The sequence below is a fragment of the Massilia sp. R2A-15 genome (assembly GCF_030704305.1).
Lineage (GTDB): Bacteria > Pseudomonadota > Gammaproteobacteria > Burkholderiales > Burkholderiaceae_D > JAFCUW01.
On the sequence record NZ_CP131935.1, the window covers coordinates 3,062,355 to 3,077,832 of the forward strand.

At 63.6% G+C, this 15,478-nt stretch carries 17 protein-coding genes; 4 read left to right on the forward strand and 13 right to left on the reverse strand.

Translation table 11 applies throughout. From position 1 onward, the window contains the following. Positions 1–63 precede the first annotated feature (63 nt). The 7 genes from Q4S45_RS14050 to Q4S45_RS14080 all read right to left on the reverse strand — a co-directional run bounded on the left by Q4S45_RS14050 (position 64) and on the right by Q4S45_RS14080 (position 6,156). Positions 64–750 (reverse strand): bifunctional 2-polyprenyl-6-hydroxyphenol methylase/3-demethylubiquinol 3-O-methyltransferase UbiG, encoded by a 687-nt coding sequence (locus Q4S45_RS14050; protein WP_305505182.1) that lies wholly within the window; start codon positions 748–750, stop codon positions 64–66. Further along, positions 750–1,952 (reverse strand): tryptophan--tRNA ligase, encoded by a 1,203-nt coding sequence (locus tag Q4S45_RS14055; protein ID WP_305505184.1) that lies wholly within the window; start codon positions 1,950–1,952, stop codon positions 750–752. Before Q4S45_RS14055 ends, Q4S45_RS14050 begins: the two co-directional genes overlap by 1 nt. Before the next feature lie 4 nt (positions 1,953–1,956). Next, on the reverse strand, positions 1,957–2,625 hold the full coding sequence (locus tag Q4S45_RS14060; RefSeq protein ID WP_305505186.1) for a site-2 protease family protein: 669 nt from the start codon (positions 2,623–2,625) through the stop codon (positions 1,957–1,959). A 49-nt stretch (positions 2,626–2,674) separates the two neighbouring features. Beyond that, positions 2,675–3,295 (reverse strand): L-threonylcarbamoyladenylate synthase, encoded by a 621-nt coding sequence (locus tag Q4S45_RS14065; RefSeq protein ID WP_305505188.1) that lies wholly within the window; start codon positions 3,293–3,295, stop codon positions 2,675–2,677. After that, a complete protein-coding gene (htpX, locus tag Q4S45_RS14070) occupies positions 3,292–4,176 on the reverse strand; it encodes a protease HtpX (protein WP_305505190.1) in 885 nt (294 codons plus the stop codon). Before htpX ends, Q4S45_RS14065 begins: the two co-directional genes overlap by 4 nt. Positions 4,177–4,336: 160 nt before the next feature. Next, the gene (locus Q4S45_RS14075; RefSeq protein WP_305505192.1) at positions 4,337–5,170 is read right to left on the reverse strand and encodes a 3',5'-nucleoside bisphosphate phosphatase; all 834 of its coding nucleotides are present in this window, start codon (positions 5,168–5,170) and stop codon (positions 4,337–4,339) included. A 107-nt stretch (positions 5,171–5,277) separates the two neighbouring features. After that, on the reverse strand, positions 5,278–6,156 hold the full coding sequence (locus tag Q4S45_RS14080) for an alpha/beta fold hydrolase (RefSeq protein WP_305505195.1): 879 nt from the start codon (positions 6,154–6,156) through the stop codon (positions 5,278–5,280). Between the two features lie 146 nt (positions 6,157–6,302). Here Q4S45_RS14080 and Q4S45_RS14085 point away from each other — a divergent pair, with 146 nt between their 5' ends. Both Q4S45_RS14085 and hslO read left to right on the forward strand, forming a co-directional pair. Then, complete coding sequence (locus tag Q4S45_RS14085; RefSeq protein ID WP_305505197.1) at positions 6,303–6,827, forward strand: gamma carbonic anhydrase family protein; 525 nt, start codon at positions 6,303–6,305, stop codon at positions 6,825–6,827. Positions 6,828–6,830: 3 nt separating this feature from the next. Then, positions 6,831–7,784, forward strand: a complete 954-nt coding sequence (gene hslO / locus Q4S45_RS14090) for an Hsp33 family molecular chaperone HslO (protein WP_305505199.1) — start codon at positions 6,831–6,833, stop codon at positions 7,782–7,784. A 56-nt stretch (positions 7,785–7,840) separates the two neighbouring features. Here hslO and Q4S45_RS14095 read toward each other — a convergent pair whose 3' ends face one another. From Q4S45_RS14095 to Q4S45_RS14105, 3 genes are read right to left on the reverse strand one after another with little or no spacing between them, the layout of a single operon-like run. After that, positions 7,841–8,209 (reverse strand): hypothetical protein, encoded by a 369-nt coding sequence (locus tag Q4S45_RS14095; RefSeq protein ID WP_305505201.1) that lies wholly within the window; start codon positions 8,207–8,209, stop codon positions 7,841–7,843. Positions 8,210–8,249: 40 nt separating this feature from the next. Further along, on the reverse strand, positions 8,250–8,636 hold the full coding sequence (locus Q4S45_RS14100; RefSeq protein ID WP_305505203.1) for a type II toxin-antitoxin system VapC family toxin: 387 nt from the start codon (positions 8,634–8,636) through the stop codon (positions 8,250–8,252). Continuing rightward, positions 8,633–8,878 carry a hypothetical protein gene (locus Q4S45_RS14105; RefSeq protein WP_305505205.1) on the reverse strand — a complete coding sequence of 82 codons (246 nt, stop codon included), beginning with the start codon at positions 8,876–8,878 and terminating at the stop codon, positions 8,633–8,635. Before Q4S45_RS14105 ends, Q4S45_RS14100 begins: the two co-directional genes overlap by 4 nt. Positions 8,879–9,516: 638 nt before the next feature. Between Q4S45_RS14105 and Q4S45_RS14110 the strand changes: the two genes are divergently transcribed. Then, a complete protein-coding gene (locus Q4S45_RS14110; RefSeq protein WP_305505207.1) occupies positions 9,517–12,279 on the forward strand; it encodes a TonB-dependent receptor domain-containing protein in 2,763 nt (920 codons plus the stop codon). A 262-nt stretch (positions 12,280–12,541) separates the two neighbouring features. After that, complete coding sequence (locus Q4S45_RS14115) at positions 12,542–13,291, forward strand: hypothetical protein (protein WP_305505209.1); 750 nt, start codon at positions 12,542–12,544, stop codon at positions 13,289–13,291. Here Q4S45_RS14115 and Q4S45_RS14120 read toward each other — a convergent pair. The 3 genes from Q4S45_RS14120 to eno form a co-directional block, all read right to left on the reverse strand. Further along, entirely contained in the window at positions 13,272–13,541 is a 270-nt protein-coding gene (locus Q4S45_RS14120) for a transcriptional regulator (RefSeq protein WP_305505211.1), read from the reverse strand. The two genes, Q4S45_RS14115 and Q4S45_RS14120, sit on opposite strands and share 20 nt — an antisense overlap. A 198-nt stretch (positions 13,542–13,739) precedes the next feature. Next, positions 13,740–14,093: a cell division protein FtsB gene (gene ftsB / locus Q4S45_RS14125; protein WP_305505212.1), complete on the reverse strand. Its 354-nt coding sequence runs from the start codon at positions 14,091–14,093 to the stop codon at positions 13,740–13,742. Positions 14,094–14,135: 42 nt separating this feature from the next. Continuing rightward, positions 14,136–15,419, reverse strand: coding sequence for a phosphopyruvate hydratase (gene eno / locus Q4S45_RS14130; RefSeq protein ID WP_305505213.1), 1,284 nt, complete (start codon positions 15,417–15,419; stop codon positions 14,136–14,138). Positions 15,420–15,478 lie beyond the last annotated feature (59 nt).

Consider the following 15,478-nt stretch of genomic DNA (forward strand, 5'->3'; position numbering starts at 1 on the left):
GATGTTAATGGCCAATAAAAGCCTGATTGTAGCGGATAGCCCGCAGGATTGGTTCATTCTTGACTAGAAGTCATGTTCAAAACTGTCGAGCAAGGCATTTCTGACCGGAAAAACGGGGCCGCAAGCGCACAGGCGCTGGACCATGGCCGGTTTTGGGGTGGCGGTATAGCCGTCTTCGAAGGCCAGTACGCGCAGGCCGCAAGCGCGGGCGATGTCGAGCAGCTCGCCGGGCGCCAGCAGGAAGGCCGGGTTGGACGGCTTGCCGAAGGCTTCGTTGCCGATGGCGAAGGTCTCGTAGATCAGGACGCCGTCGGGACGCAGGCTGGCGGCCAGTTGCGCCATCAGCGGGCGGTGCAGGTAGTTGGTGACGACGATGCCGGCGTAGCGGCCAGGCGTAAATGGGGTCAGGTCCGCGGGACCAGACCCCGACTGATTACGCGGCGGCGACAAACCCGGGGTCAGGTCCGCCGGACCTGACCCCAGCCCTTGGTTCGCGGCACGGATCGGTACCGGGGTCTGGTCCTGCGGACCTGACCCCATTTTGTCGCTCTCGAGATCGAACTGCTGGGTGACGATGCCCTGCCCCGCCGCCAGCGCCAGCGCTTCGGCATCGCGATCGACCGCCAGCACCGCATGCCCCAGCGCCGCGAAATGCCGCGCATGGCGCCCCGTCCCGCACGCCAGGTCGAGCACTTCGCCCGCCGGCACAACAGGCGCCCAGCGCGCCACCCACGAAGATACTTGACTCATCAAGTATATGCCAGACCCATGGCCTCGCGCACGTCGCGCATGGTTTCCTGCGCCAGCTTGCGGGCCTTGTCGCAGCCGTCGGCGACGATCGCGCGCACCAGCGTCGGGTCGTCCAGGTACTGCTGCGCGCGCTCGTGCATCGGCTCCTGTTCCTTGACGATGGCGTCGATCACCGGCTGCTTGCATTCGATGCAGCCGATGCCGGCCGTGGTGCAGCCCTTCACGACCCAGTCCCGCGTGGCGGCGTCCGAATACACCTCGTGCAGCTGGAACACCGGGCACTTGTTCGGATTGCCGGCGTCGGTCCGGCGCACGCGCGCCGGATCGGTGGGCATGGTCCGCACTTTCTTGGTGACCGATTCCTTGTCCTCGCGCAGCGCGATCGAGTTACCGTAGCTCTTGCTCATCTTGCGCCCGTCCAGGCCCGGCAGGCGCGAGGCGACCGTCAGCTTGGCCTGCGGCTCGACCAGGATCAGCTTGCGGCTGCCTTCGAGATAGCCGAACAGGCGCTCGCGGTCGATGTTCGACAGGCTGCCGGCATCTTCGAGCATGGCGCGCGCCTGGTCCAGCGCCTCGTCCTTGCCCTCCTGCTGGTATTCGGTGCGCAGTTCCATGTACAGCTTGGCGCGCTTGCTGCCCAGCTTCTTCACCGCCACGGCCGCCTTCTCCTCGAAGTCCTTTTCCTTGCCGTACAGGTGATTGAAGCGGCGCGCGATCTCGCGCATCATTTCGATGTGCGGCACCTGGTCGTCGCCCACCGGCACCTGGCTGGCGCGGTAGATCAGCACGTCGGCCGCCTGCAGCAGCGGGTAGCCGAGGAAGCCGTAGGTGGCCAGGTCCTTGTTGGTGAGGTTGTCGATCTGGTCCTTGTAGGTCGGCACGCGCTCGAGCCAGCCCAGCGGCGTGGCCATCGACAGCAGCAGGTGCAGCTCGGCGTGCTCGGGCACCTTGGACTGGATGAACAGGGTCGCCTGCGACGGATCGACGCCGGCGGCGAGCCAGTCGACCAGCATGTCCCAGGTGCTGCGCTCGATGATGGAAGGGTCGTCGTAGTGCGTGGTCAGGGCGTGCCAGTCGGCCACGAAGAACAGGCAAGGCTGTTCGGCCTGCATCCTGATCCAGTTCTTCAGGGCGCCGTGATAGTGGCCAAGGTGCATGGTGCCGGTGGGACGCATGCCGGAAACGACGCGATCGGGATACATAGGGTCAGCTCAAAAGTAAAGTCAGGGGAGTGGCCACCAGGCGCAGCAAGCCCTGCGTGAACGCCATCATCGGGAAGAACCAGTAATCGAGGATATGGAAGTACAGCAGTCCCAGGACAATGAAAAATCCATACGGTTCGATCTTCGAAAACTTGTAGGCGAGCCGGTTCGGCAGCAGGCTGGTGAGCACGCGACCGCCGTCGAGCGGGGGAATCGGCACCAGGTTGAAGACGAACATGACGACGTTGACCAGGATGCCGGCGCGCGCCACCTCATGCGGGTACAGCTCGCTGACCTTGGTCGCCGCTAGCAGGAGGGCGAACACCAGCCAGCCCAGCGCCATGATGAAATTCGATACCGGGCCGGCCAGCGCCACCCAGGCCATCTGCTTTTTCGGATTGCGCAGGCGCGAAAAGTCCACCGGCACCGGTTTGGCGTAGCCGAACACCATCGGCACGCCCATCGACTTGGTCGCCATGTACAACAGGGCCGGCAGCAGGATGGTGCCGAAGGGGTCGATGTGTTTGAGCGGATTCATGCTCATGCGCCCGGCGGCGTAGGCGGTGTTGTCGCCGAAGTATTTGGCGGCGTAGGCGTGCGCGGCTTCGTGCAGGGTGATGGCAAAGATGACCGGCAGTGCGTAGACGGCGATCGCCTGGATGATTTCGTTCATGAAGTCGATTCTATCAGAGCGGGGCGCGCGGCCCCGCGGATGGGAGGGCTTACAGGCCGAACACGGCGGGGTCGCCCCTGCCCTGACGCACCAGCAGCGGCTCGTCGGAAGTGAGGTCGATCACCGTGGTCGGCTCCATCGGGCACGGGCCGCCGTCGATGATCAGGTCGACCAGCTTGGCCAGGCGTTCGCGGATCTCGTCCGGATCGTTCAGCAGTTCGCCGTCGGGCATGATCAGGGTCGATCCGATCAGCGGCTGGCCCAGTTCTTCGAGCAAGGCGTTGGTGACAGGATGCTCCGGCACGCGCAGGCCGATGGTCTTGCGCGACGGGTGCGACAGGCGCCGCGGCACTTCGCGCGTGGCCTCGAGGATCACGGTGAACGGTCCCGGCGTGGCCGACTTGAGGATGCGGAACTGGCGGTTGTCCACGCGCGCGTACAGGGCGATCTCGGACAGGTCGCGGCACATCAAGGTCAGGTGCTGCTTCTCGTCGATGCCGCGGATGCGGCGCAGCCGTTCGACTGCGGCCTTGTCGTCGAGGTGGCACACCAGCGCGTAGCAGGAGTCGGTGGGCAGCGCGACGATCCCGCCGCCATGGATGATCCCCGCGGCCTGCTTGATCAGGCGCGCCTGCGGATTGTCTGGATGGATCTGGAAGAACTGGCTCATTGAGGGCGCAGTCCCTGCAGCGCGGCGATGCGCTGCTCCATTGGCGGGTGCGTGGCGAACAGGGCGCCCCAGCCGCTGTTGCCGCCCGAGATTCCCGAGGCGGCCATGCTCTGCGGCAGCTCTCCCGGATGCAGCCCGGCCAGGCGCGCCAGCGCGTGCTGCATCGGCACCGAATTGCCCAGCAGGCTGGCCGAGCCGGCGTCGGCGCGGAATTCCCGCTGGCGCGAGAACCAGGCGACGATGATCGAGGCCAGGATGCCGAACACGATCTCGCAGACGAACACGGTGACCATGTAGCCGATACCGGGGCCGCGGTCGCTGTCGCCGCGCAGCAGCACCTTGTCGACAAAGAAGCCGACCACGCGCGCCATGAACACCACGAAGGTGTTGACCACGCCCTGGATCAGGGTCAGGGTGATCATGTCGCCGTTGGCCACGTGAGCGATTTCGTGGCCCAGGACCGCTTCGACTTCCTCGCGCGTCATTCCCTGCAGCAGGCCGGTGGAGACTGCGACCAGCGCGGAATTCTTGAAGGCGCCGGTGGCGAACGCGTTCGGCTCGCCGTCGTACACGGCCACTTCGGGCATGCCGATCTGCGCGCGCTCGGCCAGCTGGCGCACGGTGTTGACCAGCCACAGCTCGGTCGAGTTGGCCGGATTGTCGATGACGCGCGCGCCGGTCGACCATTTGGCCATCGGCTTGCTCATTAATAGCGAGATGATCGAGCCGGTGAAGCCGACCACCAGCGAGAACACGGCCAGAGCGCCGACGTTGATGCCGGCGCCGGAGACCGCCCTGCCCACGCCGAGCACGTTCAGCACGAGCGTCAGCACCAGCATCACGGCGAGGTTGGTGGCGAGGAACAGGATGATGCGTTTCATTCTTATTGGCTCCGGGGAATTTCTTACTCAGCATGGGTTCCTGCCTTCGCAGGAACGACAGCCTAAAAACCGTCATTCCTGCGAAGGCAGGAATCCATGCTGACTTCGATCAGTGTTGACACAGCCTCAACATAAGGCTACTAGAGGGAAAATTCAAGAGCTAGAACCAGTCATGCCAGACCGGCGTGACGTTCGACGGCAGCGGCGGCAGCAGCGAAAACTCGGCGCGCGACTCGCCCGGCGCGTGAAAATCGGTGCCGCGCGAAGCGAGAAAGCCATAGCGCCGCGCCAGTTCCGCGTACACCGGGTATTGATCCGGCGTGTGGCTGCCGGTCACCACCTCGATCGCCGTACCGCCCAACTGCTTGAATTCGTCGAACAGCGCGCCCTCGGCGACGGGACTGAATTTGTAGCGCCCCGGGTGCGCGATCACCGCGATGCCGCCGGCCGACTTGATCCAGCCTACCGCCTGTTCCAGCGAGGCCCAGCGGTGCGGCACGTAGCCCGGCTTGCCCTCGGTGAGGTACTTGCGGAACACTTCCGGTATGGTGGCGCAGGCGCCGGTTTCGATCAGGTAGCGGGCGAAGTGGGTGCGCGACATCAGGTCCGGATTGCCGACGTATCGCAGTGCGCCCTCATACGCGCCTGGGATGCCGGCCGCGGCAAGCTGCGCCGCCATCTCGCGCCCGCGGGCGTCGCGTCCGCTGCGGGTGGCGGCCAGGCCCTGCAGCAGCAACGGGTTGGTTTCATCGATGCGCAGGCCCACGATATGCACCGTCTGGCTGGCCCAGGTAATCGAGATTTCCACGCCGGGGATGAATCCCATGCCGATGTCGGCGGCGGCCGCGCGCGCGGCGGGAATGCCCCCGATTTCGTCGTGATCGGTCAGTCCCCAGACATCGACGCCGGCCTTGTACGCGTACTGCGCCACCGCCGCCGGCGACAACACACCGTCGGACACGTTCGAGTGGCAGTGCAAATCTACGTTCAGCATGTACGAATCAGCGAATTGGCGAAGTTGTCATTGTACGCCGAGTGGCCAATCCGAGCCGCGGCCCAACACTTGGGTCAGGTCCGCAGGACCAGACCCCTGCCTCCGTTCTACTTGGTCAGGAACGCCTCGATCAGCCGCGCCAGTTCCGCCGGCTGGTCGTGGTGCAGCATGTGCCCCGCGTCCGCCATCATGTGGCACTCGACATTTTTCAGATGCCCGAGCCGGCGGTCGATCTCGATGCGCGCCTGCGGCTTCGGTCCCATCCACAGCCACATATTGGTGTCTTCGGCCTCGACCCACATCACCGGCGCCGTGATCGCGCTCCAGCACGCCATCACTTCCTCGATCCGGTACAGGATCGGGCTGGGCTGCTTGTGCGCCGGGTCGCCCAGGATTTCCCATTCGCCCGCATCGTTCGGCGCCGACCAGTGCGGCGCCAGGAAGGCCGCGCGCTCGTCCGACAGGCGCGGATTGGTCTTCTGCAGGCGCGCGGCGACCGCCGCCACGCTCGGATACGTGCGCATCTCCGGCGGGTGACGCAGCGCGTCGAGCCACTTGGCATACTGGCGCGGAGCCTGCTCAGGAGAGGTGGCCGGCATGCCGAAGCCTTCGAGATTGATCAGACGGCGCACGCGCTCGGGCCGCACACCGGCGTAGATGCCAACCACGTTGCCGCCCATGCTGTGTCCCAGCAGGTTGACCGCTTCGCCGGGCGAATAATGGTCCAGCATTGCGTCGAGGTCGCCGAGGTAGTCCGGAAACCAGTAGGTGTCGACATGGGCGCGCTCGGTCAGGCCGAAGCCGCGCCAGTCTGGCGCGATCACGTGCCAGTCGCCGGCCAAATGGTCGGCGACGAACTGGAACGAGGCGCCGACGTCCATCCAGCCGTGCACCATGAAGATGATGGGCGCGCCTTCCCTGCCCCAGTGGTGGACGTGGGTGCGCAGGCCGCGGATGGTGACGAATTCGGATCGGGACGGTTTCATGGATGCTTGGCGAATAAAAGAACGACCGTTCGAATTATACGCCGCTGTTGAATTCCTGCTGGGCGTCCCCAATTGCGGTGATCGGGCCGGCTGGCTGCCCGAGGCGTAAAATAGCGCCATTCCAACCATTCCTTTCCCACCACACTATGGCTATCTATCAACTCGGACCAGACGCGCCCCAGATCGACCCGACCGCCTGGGTGGCCGACTCGGCCAACCTGATCGGCAAGGTCACGCTCGGCGCCAACGCGACGGTGTGGTACGGCGTGACGATCCGCGGCGACAACGAGCGCATTTCGATCGGCGACGACAGCAATGTGCAGGAAAACACGGTGATGCACACCGACATGGGCTACCCGCTCGACATCGGCAAGGGCGTCTCGATCGGCCACATGGCGATGCTGCACGGTTGCACCATCGGCGACGGCTCGCTGATCGGCATCCAGGCGGTGATCATGAACGGCGCGAAGATCGGCAAGGGTTGCCTGGTCGGCGCCGGCGCGCTGGTCACCGAAGGCAAGGAATTCCCCGACAACTCCCTGATCATCGGCAGCCCGGCAAAAGCCGTGCGCACGCTGGCCGAGCAGGACATCGCGCGCCTGCGCGAGATCGCCGACGGCTACGTCAAGCGCGGCAAGACTTACCAGGCGGAACTGAAAAAAATCGGATAAGACATGACCCAAGACACCAAAGACACCCTCCAAAAATTCATCTTCGACAACGCCGCCGTGCGCGGCGAGTTCGTCGAAATTTCCGATACCTGGCGCGAGATCCAGGCGCGCCACAATTATCCGGCGCCGGTCAAGACCGTGCTGGGCGAGATGGTGGCGGCAGCCGCCCTGCTGTCGGCCAACCTCAAGTTCAACGGCGCGATCGTCATGCAGATCCACGGCGACGGCCCGGTGCGCCTGCTGGTGGTCGAGTGCGACTCCGACCTGCGCCTGCGCGCGACGGCCAAGCTGGCGCCGGACGCCGTGGTGCCGGACGGCGCCTCGCTGACCGAGCTGCTCAACGCGCACGGCAAGGGCCGCTTCGTCATCACGCTCGACCCGCTCGAGAAGATGCCGGGCCAGCAGCCCTACCAGGGCATCGTGCCGCTGGACGGCGAGGACGTGGCGACGGTCATTCAAAATTACATGCTGCGCTCGGAGCAGCTCGACACGCGCCTGTGGCTGGGCGCCAACGACACCGTCTCGCGCGGGCTGCTGATGCAAAAGCTGCCGCGCCATAGCGGCAAGGACGACCAGGTGGTGCAGGCCAGCGAGGAAGACGACCTCGAAACGTGGAACCGCGCCGTCACGCTGGCGTCCACGCTGAAGCAGGAGGAACTGCTGGCGACCGACATCCAGACGCTGATGAACCGGCTGTTCTGGGAGGAGACGATCCGCGTGTTCGACCCGGCGCATCCGCTGTTCCATTGCAGCTGCACCCGCGAAAAGGTCGGCAACATGCTCAAGATGCTGGGGCAGCCGGAAGTGGACGATGCGCTGGCCGAACTGGGGCACCTGGGCATCAACTGCGATTTCTGCGGCAAGCACTACGAGTTCGACAAGGTCGATTGCGCTCAGCTGTTTGCCAGCGCCGCGCCGGTCGAAACGCTGATGCCGGCCAGCGAAGTGAAGCACTAAATCAGGATGGGGACACGGCGTCCCCGTTGCCCCGCGGGACCAGACCTCGATTCGGCTCAGGCAAGGAGCTGGTCCTGCGAACTTCCGTCTCTCTCGCGTTTGAGATTGTCGTCGCGCAGCGCCCTGATCGCGGCCAGCTTATCTTCCGAAAGCCCCACCAGATCGTCGTCGGTGACGCGCCCCTGAGCCAGCAGGAAGGTAAAGACCATCCGCAAACGGGAATAGCGATAGTCATACATAGCGTCGATTTCGTGCCGCTTTTTCTTCAAGTAGTCTTCGATTTCCCATAAATCGCTGAACTCCCTGGCGCCGGTCGCCTTCTGCTTGAACTCGTCCAACAACGCCGCGCGCTCGCGCTGCAGCGCAGCGTCGAACGCCCGCCGCGCGATTTTCTTTTCCTTGTCACTCCAATGATCGATCGACATTCATCCTCCCTCGCCGCATGTTGAGCTGACAGGCCCGGCACTAGAGCGCAAACACGCGATCTGGAAACGCGCGCAGTAGCTGTTTATCCATAGTGACAAGCTTGATCCCGAGCTTGATTGCCAAAGCGATGAATTCGCAATCGTAGGCCGAGCACTCGCTGTCTCGCACCAATTCAAGTACGGATCGCGAATCCACATCGAATTCCATTCCATCCATCAGGCTCTCCGCCGCCATTTGCAATTGGAAGGCCTGATCGAACGAAATAGCCCTGCGACGCATGTACCCGGCGAGAATATTGCGAAACTCACTGCGCCAGAGAATCGGCGCCGCCCACTGTGGCTCGCGCTCGCGCAAGCGTTCCGCCGCAGCCGTGTGCTCTCCCGAGAGATACAGGTACGCGATGATGTTCGAGTCCACGACGATCATTTGCGATCTGCGCGCTTTGCCGCGTCGATGTCCTCCGCACGAAATTCGATGGCCGGCAGCGTTGCGCGCAACGCCCGCGCACGAGCGATGTGATCAGGTGTCGGGTCCGCTTGCGCCGCAAGCGCCGACTCCAGGCAGACGATGGCTTCGCTGTTCAGGCTGCGGCGATTCCTCAGCGCGGACTCCTTGAGCCTGAAATAGACCGTCTCAGGAATATTCTTCAGCGTCAGTGTGCTGGCCATACTCGCTCCCACCGAAATGGAACCATAACGGTTTCCATTCTAGTCCTTACGCGCCGATGCTGACAACGGCCGCTGCCGAGCCTCACCGAATTACTTTTGGTGATGGGCAGATAGCCGAGGGAATATTTGGCTATACAAGCCAAATGTAAGCAAATGTAACAAAAGATGGCAGGATTATATTGCAATGCAACAGGACGACATGAGCCATCAAAAAAGCACGCTCGTTTTATTCGTGCAAATGCATTTCGAACCGCCGAAAATTCCGTTAGATAGCCATTGAATAGTCATTTATTCTGCACTTATTACTTAACCATTAATTTGTTGTGGTTGAGACATGCATACATCGCGTGACGGTCAGACTGTGTTCCGCACACTCCGGCGTGTTGACACCCGAACCGCCCCGTTTGTAAGATGAATTGAACTTGCGCAATGCAACAATCGCAAGCTCGCACCTGAAAACATCCAGGTTGGTCTTACCCTGAAAGCGAAGTACTGGTTCCCCGGCAGCGCCCGCCTCTCCCCCTGGCGTACCGCGCCGCCGTCACTCCACGCATCAATTTCCCGAGTAGCCAACGTTTTCGCCGCGCGGCCGCCAGCCGCGGCGCGGCCCTGACACATCCATCCAATCGGGACTACGAATGACTCAAGAAAAAATTATCGCGCGCTCCCTGCGCCTGATGTTCGCCGGCAGCATCGCGCTCGGCGCAATCGCCGCCCAGGCGCAAACCGCGGAAGCGCCAATGCAGCGCGTGCAGATCACCGGCTCGTCGATCAAGCGCGCCCAGGCCGAAGGCGCGCTGCCAGTGCAGACCCTGACGCGTGAAGACATCCAGAAGCTCGGCGTCACCAACACCGAGCAGCTGCTCACCTCGGTCAGCTCGAACACCATGGTCGGCGCGACCAACGCGGCCCAGGGCGCCGGCTCGTCGACCTACGGCGAATCGACCGCGAGCCTGCGCGGCATCGGCGCGTCCAAGACGCTGGTGCTGGTCAACGGCCGCCGCCTGGCCAACTACGCCACCGACGGCACCGCCGTCGACGTCAACTCGATCCCGCTCGCTGCCGTGGACCACGTCGAAGTGCTGAAAGACGGCGCTTCGGGCGTGTACGGTTCCGACGCCATCGGCGGCGTGATCAACTTCATCCTGCGCGATAACTTCCAGGGCGTCGAGGCGAGCACCTACGCCAGCGGCACCAAGGACGGCGGCGGCGCCACCGGCAAGGCCAGCATCATCGCCGGCTTCGGCGACTTCGACGAAGACCGCTACAACATCACCGTGTCGGCCGACGTCGGCAAGGACAATGCCCTGTACGGCCGCCAGCGCCGCTACGCCCAGAACAACTGGACCAACGACGGCCGCTTCGACAACAGCGCGACCCCGAGCGGCAACCTGACCACCTTCGTGCCGACCACGCAGACCAACGCAATGGGTATCGTGCCGAACTCGCTGGCCAGCCTGGGCAGCTCGATCGGCAATCCGCTCTCGCCAAACAACTGCGCCGCCAACGGCAGCGGCTTCGACGCCAACTTCGGCCCGAACACCGCATGCCGCTACAACTCGGCGCCGCTGGTGCCGCTGGCGCCGCAAGTGGCGCGCGCCAACCTGGCCGGCAGCCTGCGCTTCAAGCTCAACGACAGCGCCGAGCTGTTCATGGAAGGCTTCCACTCGCGCCAGAAGACCGTCACGATCGAGCAGGCTTCCCCATACAGCAACAGCTTCCTCGAAAGCGACACCGCCTTCGCCAAGCAGAACGTGTACCCGGCGATCATCCTGGCGCCAAGCAGCCCGTTCTACCCTGCCGCCTACATCGCGTCGAAGAAGCCATCCGAAGCCGGCAAGCCGGTCACGGTCAGCTACCGCGCGGTCGACGCCGGCGGACGCTCGCATGAAGACATCGCCGACCAGACCCACCTGGTGATCGGCACCCGCGGCACCGTCAAGGGCTACGACTACGATGTGGCCTACACCCACAACGCGTCCGACGTCACCGAGACCACCACCGGCGGCTACCAGAACAACGTGCAGCTGGTTCAACTGCTGAGCAACAACCCGGCGTTCAACCCGTACACCCAATACCAGACCCCGGCCCTGGCCGCGCAGATCCGCGCGACCAACTACAACGGCCAGATGGTCAACTCGACCCTGACCAACGATTCGCTGGCCGCGCGCGTGTCCGGCGACCTGTACCAGCTGCCAGCCGGCGCCGCCAAGTTCGCGCTGGGCGGCTCGATCAGCGACGAGAGCCTGAAGTTCAATCCAAGCGTGGCCTACCAGTCGGGCGACATCTCGGGCTACGGCGGCCAGGCGCTGCCGCTGTCGGCGTCGCGCAACTCGCAGGCCCTGTTCGGCGAAGTGATCGTGCCGGTGCTGAAGACGCTCGAAGCCGACCTGGCCGTGCGCACCGACCGCTACCCGGACGCCAAGGCGACCAATCCGAAGATCAGCCTGCGCTACCAGCCGGTGTCGCAGCTGCTGGTGCGCGCCTCGTACGGCAAGGGCTTCCGCGTCGCCGCGCTGCCTGAGCTGAACACCCCGGTCTCGACCGGCACCACCGCCACCTTCGTCGATCCGGCGACCGGCGAGCGCGCCCAGTTCAACACGGTCTACGGCGGCAACGCCAACCTGAAGCCGGAGAAATCGGAGCAGTCCTCGGTCGGCTTCGTGGTCGATCCGGTCAAGGGCCTGTCGGTCGCGCTGGACTTCTGGAAGATCAACGTCAACAACCTGGTCACCACCTTCGATCCGGAATTCCTGGTCGACCAGGCCGCCAACGGCGTGGCCGCGTACCAGCCGTTCGTGCAGCGTGACGCCAACGGCAACATCGCGAAGATCATCAACACCAACATCAACGCGAACTCGCTCAAGACCCAGGGCATCGACCTCGACGTGCGCTACGCGCTGCCGAAGAGCGCCACCTTCGGCAACTTCAGCACCCGCCTGAACGGCACCTACGTCACCAAGTTCGACGAGACCCTGATCGACGGCACCGTGCAGAAGAGCGTGGCGGCGACGCTGACCCCGGACGGCCAGAAGCTGAACGCGGTCGCCAACGGCGGCATCATCTTCCGCTGGAAGCACCAGCTGTCGTTCGACTGGAAGTACAAGGCGTATGGCCTGAACCTGACCCAGAACTTCCAGTCGGGCTACTACGACAACGCGCGCGCCGATTCCGCTACCGGTACCGACGCCCAGCACGTTGGCGCGTTCTCGACCTGGGACCTGCAGGGCACCTTCACCGGCTTCAAGCAGCTGGTGGTGCGCGGCGGCGTGAAGAACCTGTTCAACCGTCAGCCGCCTGCGGCCCTGACGGCTGGCCAGTACTTCCAGTCCGGCTACGATCCTAGCTACTACGACGCCCACGGCGCCACCGGCTACCTGAGCGCTACCTACAAGTTCTAAGTCAGCTGATGCGAGGGGGTCTGGTCCTGCGGACCTGATCCCATCTTCGAAAGGCCCCGTGCTCGCGCCCGGGGCCTTTTTTCTATGGGTGTCAGTCCTGCGAAGGCAGGAATCCATGCCGACTTTGCGCAGATTCAGCATAGGCTCCTGCCTGCGCAGGAGCGACTGCTCGCACGTTAGCGCTGAGCTTTTTTCGATGCATACGCGGTTTCGCGCCAATCAGGCAAATTAGAATAGCGTTTTTGACCAGGGCACAGGATATATGCACAAGCCAGGTTTCAAACTACTCTTCGCCGCGATTGCCGCGGCCACTTCCCTGCACGCCGGCGCGGCGGTCACCAACGTCGATCTGGGCGCCCCGCTGCCGCGCTTCGCGCTGCTGCATGAAGGCACCCACCACTACCTGCGCTACGTGAAATCGGGCGACATCAATGCGCCGATCGACATCTGGGCACGCACGGTGCGCTTCGAGAAAAATGCGCTGCACATCACGCAGCGCTGGGATGGCGTCAATCCGCCATCGACCCGCACGCTCGATTCGTGGTTCGACGCGGGCACCTTCCGCCCGCGCACGCACGAGACGGTCAGCGAACGCGATGGCAAGCGCCTGGTCGCGGGCTTCGCATTCGCGCCGGACAAGGTCACTGGCATCAAGGAGCTGGCGGAGAATTCGCAGAAGGACCTGGCAGTCGATTCGCCGGAGCCGACCTTCAACTTCGAGACCGACATCGAAACGCTGCAGACGCTGCCGCTGGCCGCGGGCTACGAGGCCAGCATCAACTTCTACCATCCGGGCGGGCGTACGGCGCCGCAGCGTTATCTGTTCAAGGTGACGGGATCGGCGACGATCGCGGGACCGGGCGGGCCGGTGGAGTGCTGGACGGTGACGACCGACTACAACCGGCCTGGCCCGGTGTCGACGTTCTGGTTCGCCAAGGCGACGCAGCTGATGGTGCGCCAGGAAAGCGTTATGGCTGATGGCAAGGTGCTGGTCAAGACGCTAATCGACTGAGCTCGGGATCCAGCTGGACCAGTGCGCGATCAAGCGCATCAGGGCTGATCCCGGCGGCGGCAGCAATGCCGCCAAGTTCGCCATATGCATCGACCAGCGACCGTAAACCGAGCAAACCACCAGTGCGCTCGACCGGATCGGCGAGGCATGCGATTGCCATCTTCAGATATTCGGCCGCAAGGTCTGGATCAGCGGCCAGCTCCTCGATTTCGCGTTCTCGATGTGAGACCGCTCCTATAAACTTGTTCATGGTTGCCTCGATTTCCATTCGGCCCAATACGTTTTTGCACGCTGAATGTCTGCGGTTTGGCGACGTTTATCGCCGCCGCACAACAAGATTACAACGAGTGCGCCGTAACGACCAAAATATATTCGATATCCAGGCCCGCATGGAAAATGGGGTCAGGTCCGCCGGACCTGACCCCGAATTTGTCGCGGCGGCGAGAAATTAATGCGCGGCTTTGGCGGCCGCGGGCTTTTCCGGCGGCGGTGGCGGCAGCGGTGTCTTCGACTCGGCAGGCTTGCCGTTTTCATCGAGCACCTGGACGAAGATTTCGTTCGACTTGATCATCCCAAGCTCGTAACGCGCGCGCTCCTCGACCGCGCCGGTGCCGTCCTTCAGGTCGCGCACTTCGGAGTCGAGCTTGGCGTTGCGCGCCTTCAGTTCTTCGGTCTTCTTGCGGGCCTCGGCGACCTGGGTCTCGAGGTCAGACACTTTCAGCCAGCCGCCCTTCTTCCCCAGCCACAGGGGGTACTGGATCAGCAGCAGCAAGGCACAAAGGACAAGCGTAATCAGGCGCATGGATGTAGAAACCGGCCAGCGGGGCTGGCCGGTTGCAGGCAATTACTTCAGGTTGTAGAACGCGTCGCGGCCCGGGTAGCTGGCGATGTCGCCCAGGTCTTCCTCGATGCGCAGCAGCTGATTGTACTTGGCCATGCGGTCCGAACGCGACATCGAGCCGGTCTTGATCTGCAGCGCGTTCATGCCCACCGCGATGTCGGCAATCGTCGAGTCTTCGGTCTCGCCCGAACGGTGCGAAATGACCGCGGTGTAGCCGGCGCGCTTGGCCATCTCGATCGCAGCGAAGGTCTCGGTCAGGGTGCCGATCTGGTTGATCTTGATGAGGATCGAGTTGGCGATGTCCTTCTGGATGCCTTCCTTCAGGATCTTCGTGTTGGTGACGAACAGGTCGTCGCCGACCAGCTGCACCTTTTTGCCCAGGCGCTCGGTCAGGATCTTCCAGCCGTCCCAGTCGCCTTCGGCCATCGCGTCTTCGATCGAGATAATCGGGTACTTGTCGCACCAGGTGGCGAGCATGTTGGTGAAGTCGGCAGCCGACAGCGACATGCCTTCGCCCGACAGCACGTACTTGCCGTCCTTGTAGAATTCGCTCGCGGCGCAGTCCAGGCCCAGCGCGATCTGGGTGCCCGGCTCGTAGCCGGCTTCCTCGATCGCCTGCATGATCAGCTTGATCGCTTCTTCGTGGTTGGCCACCGACGGCGCGAAGCCGCCTTCGTCGCCGACCGACGTGGCCAGGCCCTTGGCGTGCAGGATCTTCTTCAGCGTGTGGAACACTTCGGCGCCGTAGCGGATCGCTTCCTTGAAAGTCGGGGCGCCGACCGGGATGATCATGAATTCCTGGATGTCCAGGTTGTTGTCGGCGTGCGCGCCGCCGTTGATGACGTTCATCATCGGCACCGGCATCTGCATCGCGCCCGAGCCGCCGAAGTAGCGGTACAGCGGCAGGCCGGCTTCTTCGGCTGCGGCCTTGGCCACCGCCATCGACACGGCCAGCATGGCGTTGGCGCCAAGGCGGCTCTTGTTCTCGGTGCCATCGAGGTCGATCAGGGTGCGGTCGAGGAAGGCCTGCTCGTTGGCGTCCAGGCCCATGATCGCTTCGGAGATTTCGGTGTTGATATTCTCGCAGGCCTGCAGCACGCCCTTGCCGAAATAGCGCTTCGGATCGCCGTCGCGCAGTTCGATCGCTTCGCGCGAGCCGGTCGAGGCGCCCGACGGCACCGCGGCGCGGCCCATCACGCCCGATTCGAGCAGCACGTCGCACTCGACGGTCGGATTGCCGCGCGAATCGATAATTTCACGGCCGATAATATCAACGATAGCACTCATGTTTTTAGTCTCCGAAGGTAGGTAATCTTTTCAGGCGCAGTAAAAAGGGTCTGCCCCGC

Coding starts and splice junctions, on each gene's coding strand:
- Q4S45_RS14120 (WP_305505211.1), bottom strand. CDS start 13,541: ATGAACAAGTTTATAGGAGCGGTCTCACATCGAGAACGCGAAATCGAG.
- Q4S45_RS14095 (WP_305505201.1), bottom strand. CDS start 8,209: ATGTCGATCGATCATTGGAGTGACAAGGAAAAGAAAATCGCGCGGCGG.
- htpX (WP_305505190.1), bottom strand. CDS start 4,176: ATGAAACGCATCATCCTGTTCCTCGCCACCAACCTCGCCGTGATGCTG.
- Q4S45_RS14050 (WP_305505182.1), bottom strand. CDS start 750: ATGAGTCAAGTATCTTCGTGGGTGGCGCGCTGGGCGCCTGTTGTGCCG.
- Q4S45_RS14085 (WP_305505197.1), top strand. CDS start 6,303: ATGGCTATCTATCAACTCGGACCAGACGCGCCCCAGATCGACCCGACC.
- ftsB (WP_305505212.1), bottom strand. CDS start 14,093: ATGCGCCTGATTACGCTTGTCCTTTGTGCCTTGCTGCTGCTGATCCAG.
- eno (WP_305505213.1), bottom strand. CDS start 15,419: ATGAGTGCTATCGTTGATATTATCGGCCGTGAAATTATCGATTCGCGC.
- hslO (WP_305505199.1), top strand. CDS start 6,831: ATGACCCAAGACACCAAAGACACCCTCCAAAAATTCATCTTCGACAAC.
- Q4S45_RS14060 (WP_305505186.1), bottom strand. CDS start 2,625: ATGAACGAAATCATCCAGGCGATCGCCGTCTACGCACTGCCGGTCATC.
- Q4S45_RS14115 (WP_305505209.1), top strand. CDS start 12,542: ATGCACAAGCCAGGTTTCAAACTACTCTTCGCCGCGATTGCCGCGGCC.
- Q4S45_RS14110 (WP_305505207.1), top strand. CDS start 9,517: ATGACTCAAGAAAAAATTATCGCGCGCTCCCTGCGCCTGATGTTCGCC.
- Q4S45_RS14055 (WP_305505184.1), bottom strand. CDS start 1,952: ATGTATCCCGATCGCGTCGTTTCCGGCATGCGTCCCACCGGCACCATG.
- Q4S45_RS14065 (WP_305505188.1), bottom strand. CDS start 3,295: ATGAGCCAGTTCTTCCAGATCCATCCAGACAATCCGCAGGCGCGCCTG.
- Q4S45_RS14075 (WP_305505192.1), bottom strand. CDS start 5,170: ATGCTGAACGTAGATTTGCACTGCCACTCGAACGTGTCCGACGGTGTG.
- Q4S45_RS14080 (WP_305505195.1), bottom strand. CDS start 6,156: ATGAAACCGTCCCGATCCGAATTCGTCACCATCCGCGGCCTGCGCACC.
- Q4S45_RS14105 (WP_305505205.1), bottom strand. CDS start 8,878: ATGGCCAGCACACTGACGCTGAAGAATATTCCTGAGACGGTCTATTTC.
- Q4S45_RS14100 (WP_305505203.1), bottom strand. CDS start 8,636: ATGATCGTCGTGGACTCGAACATCATCGCGTACCTGTATCTCTCGGGA.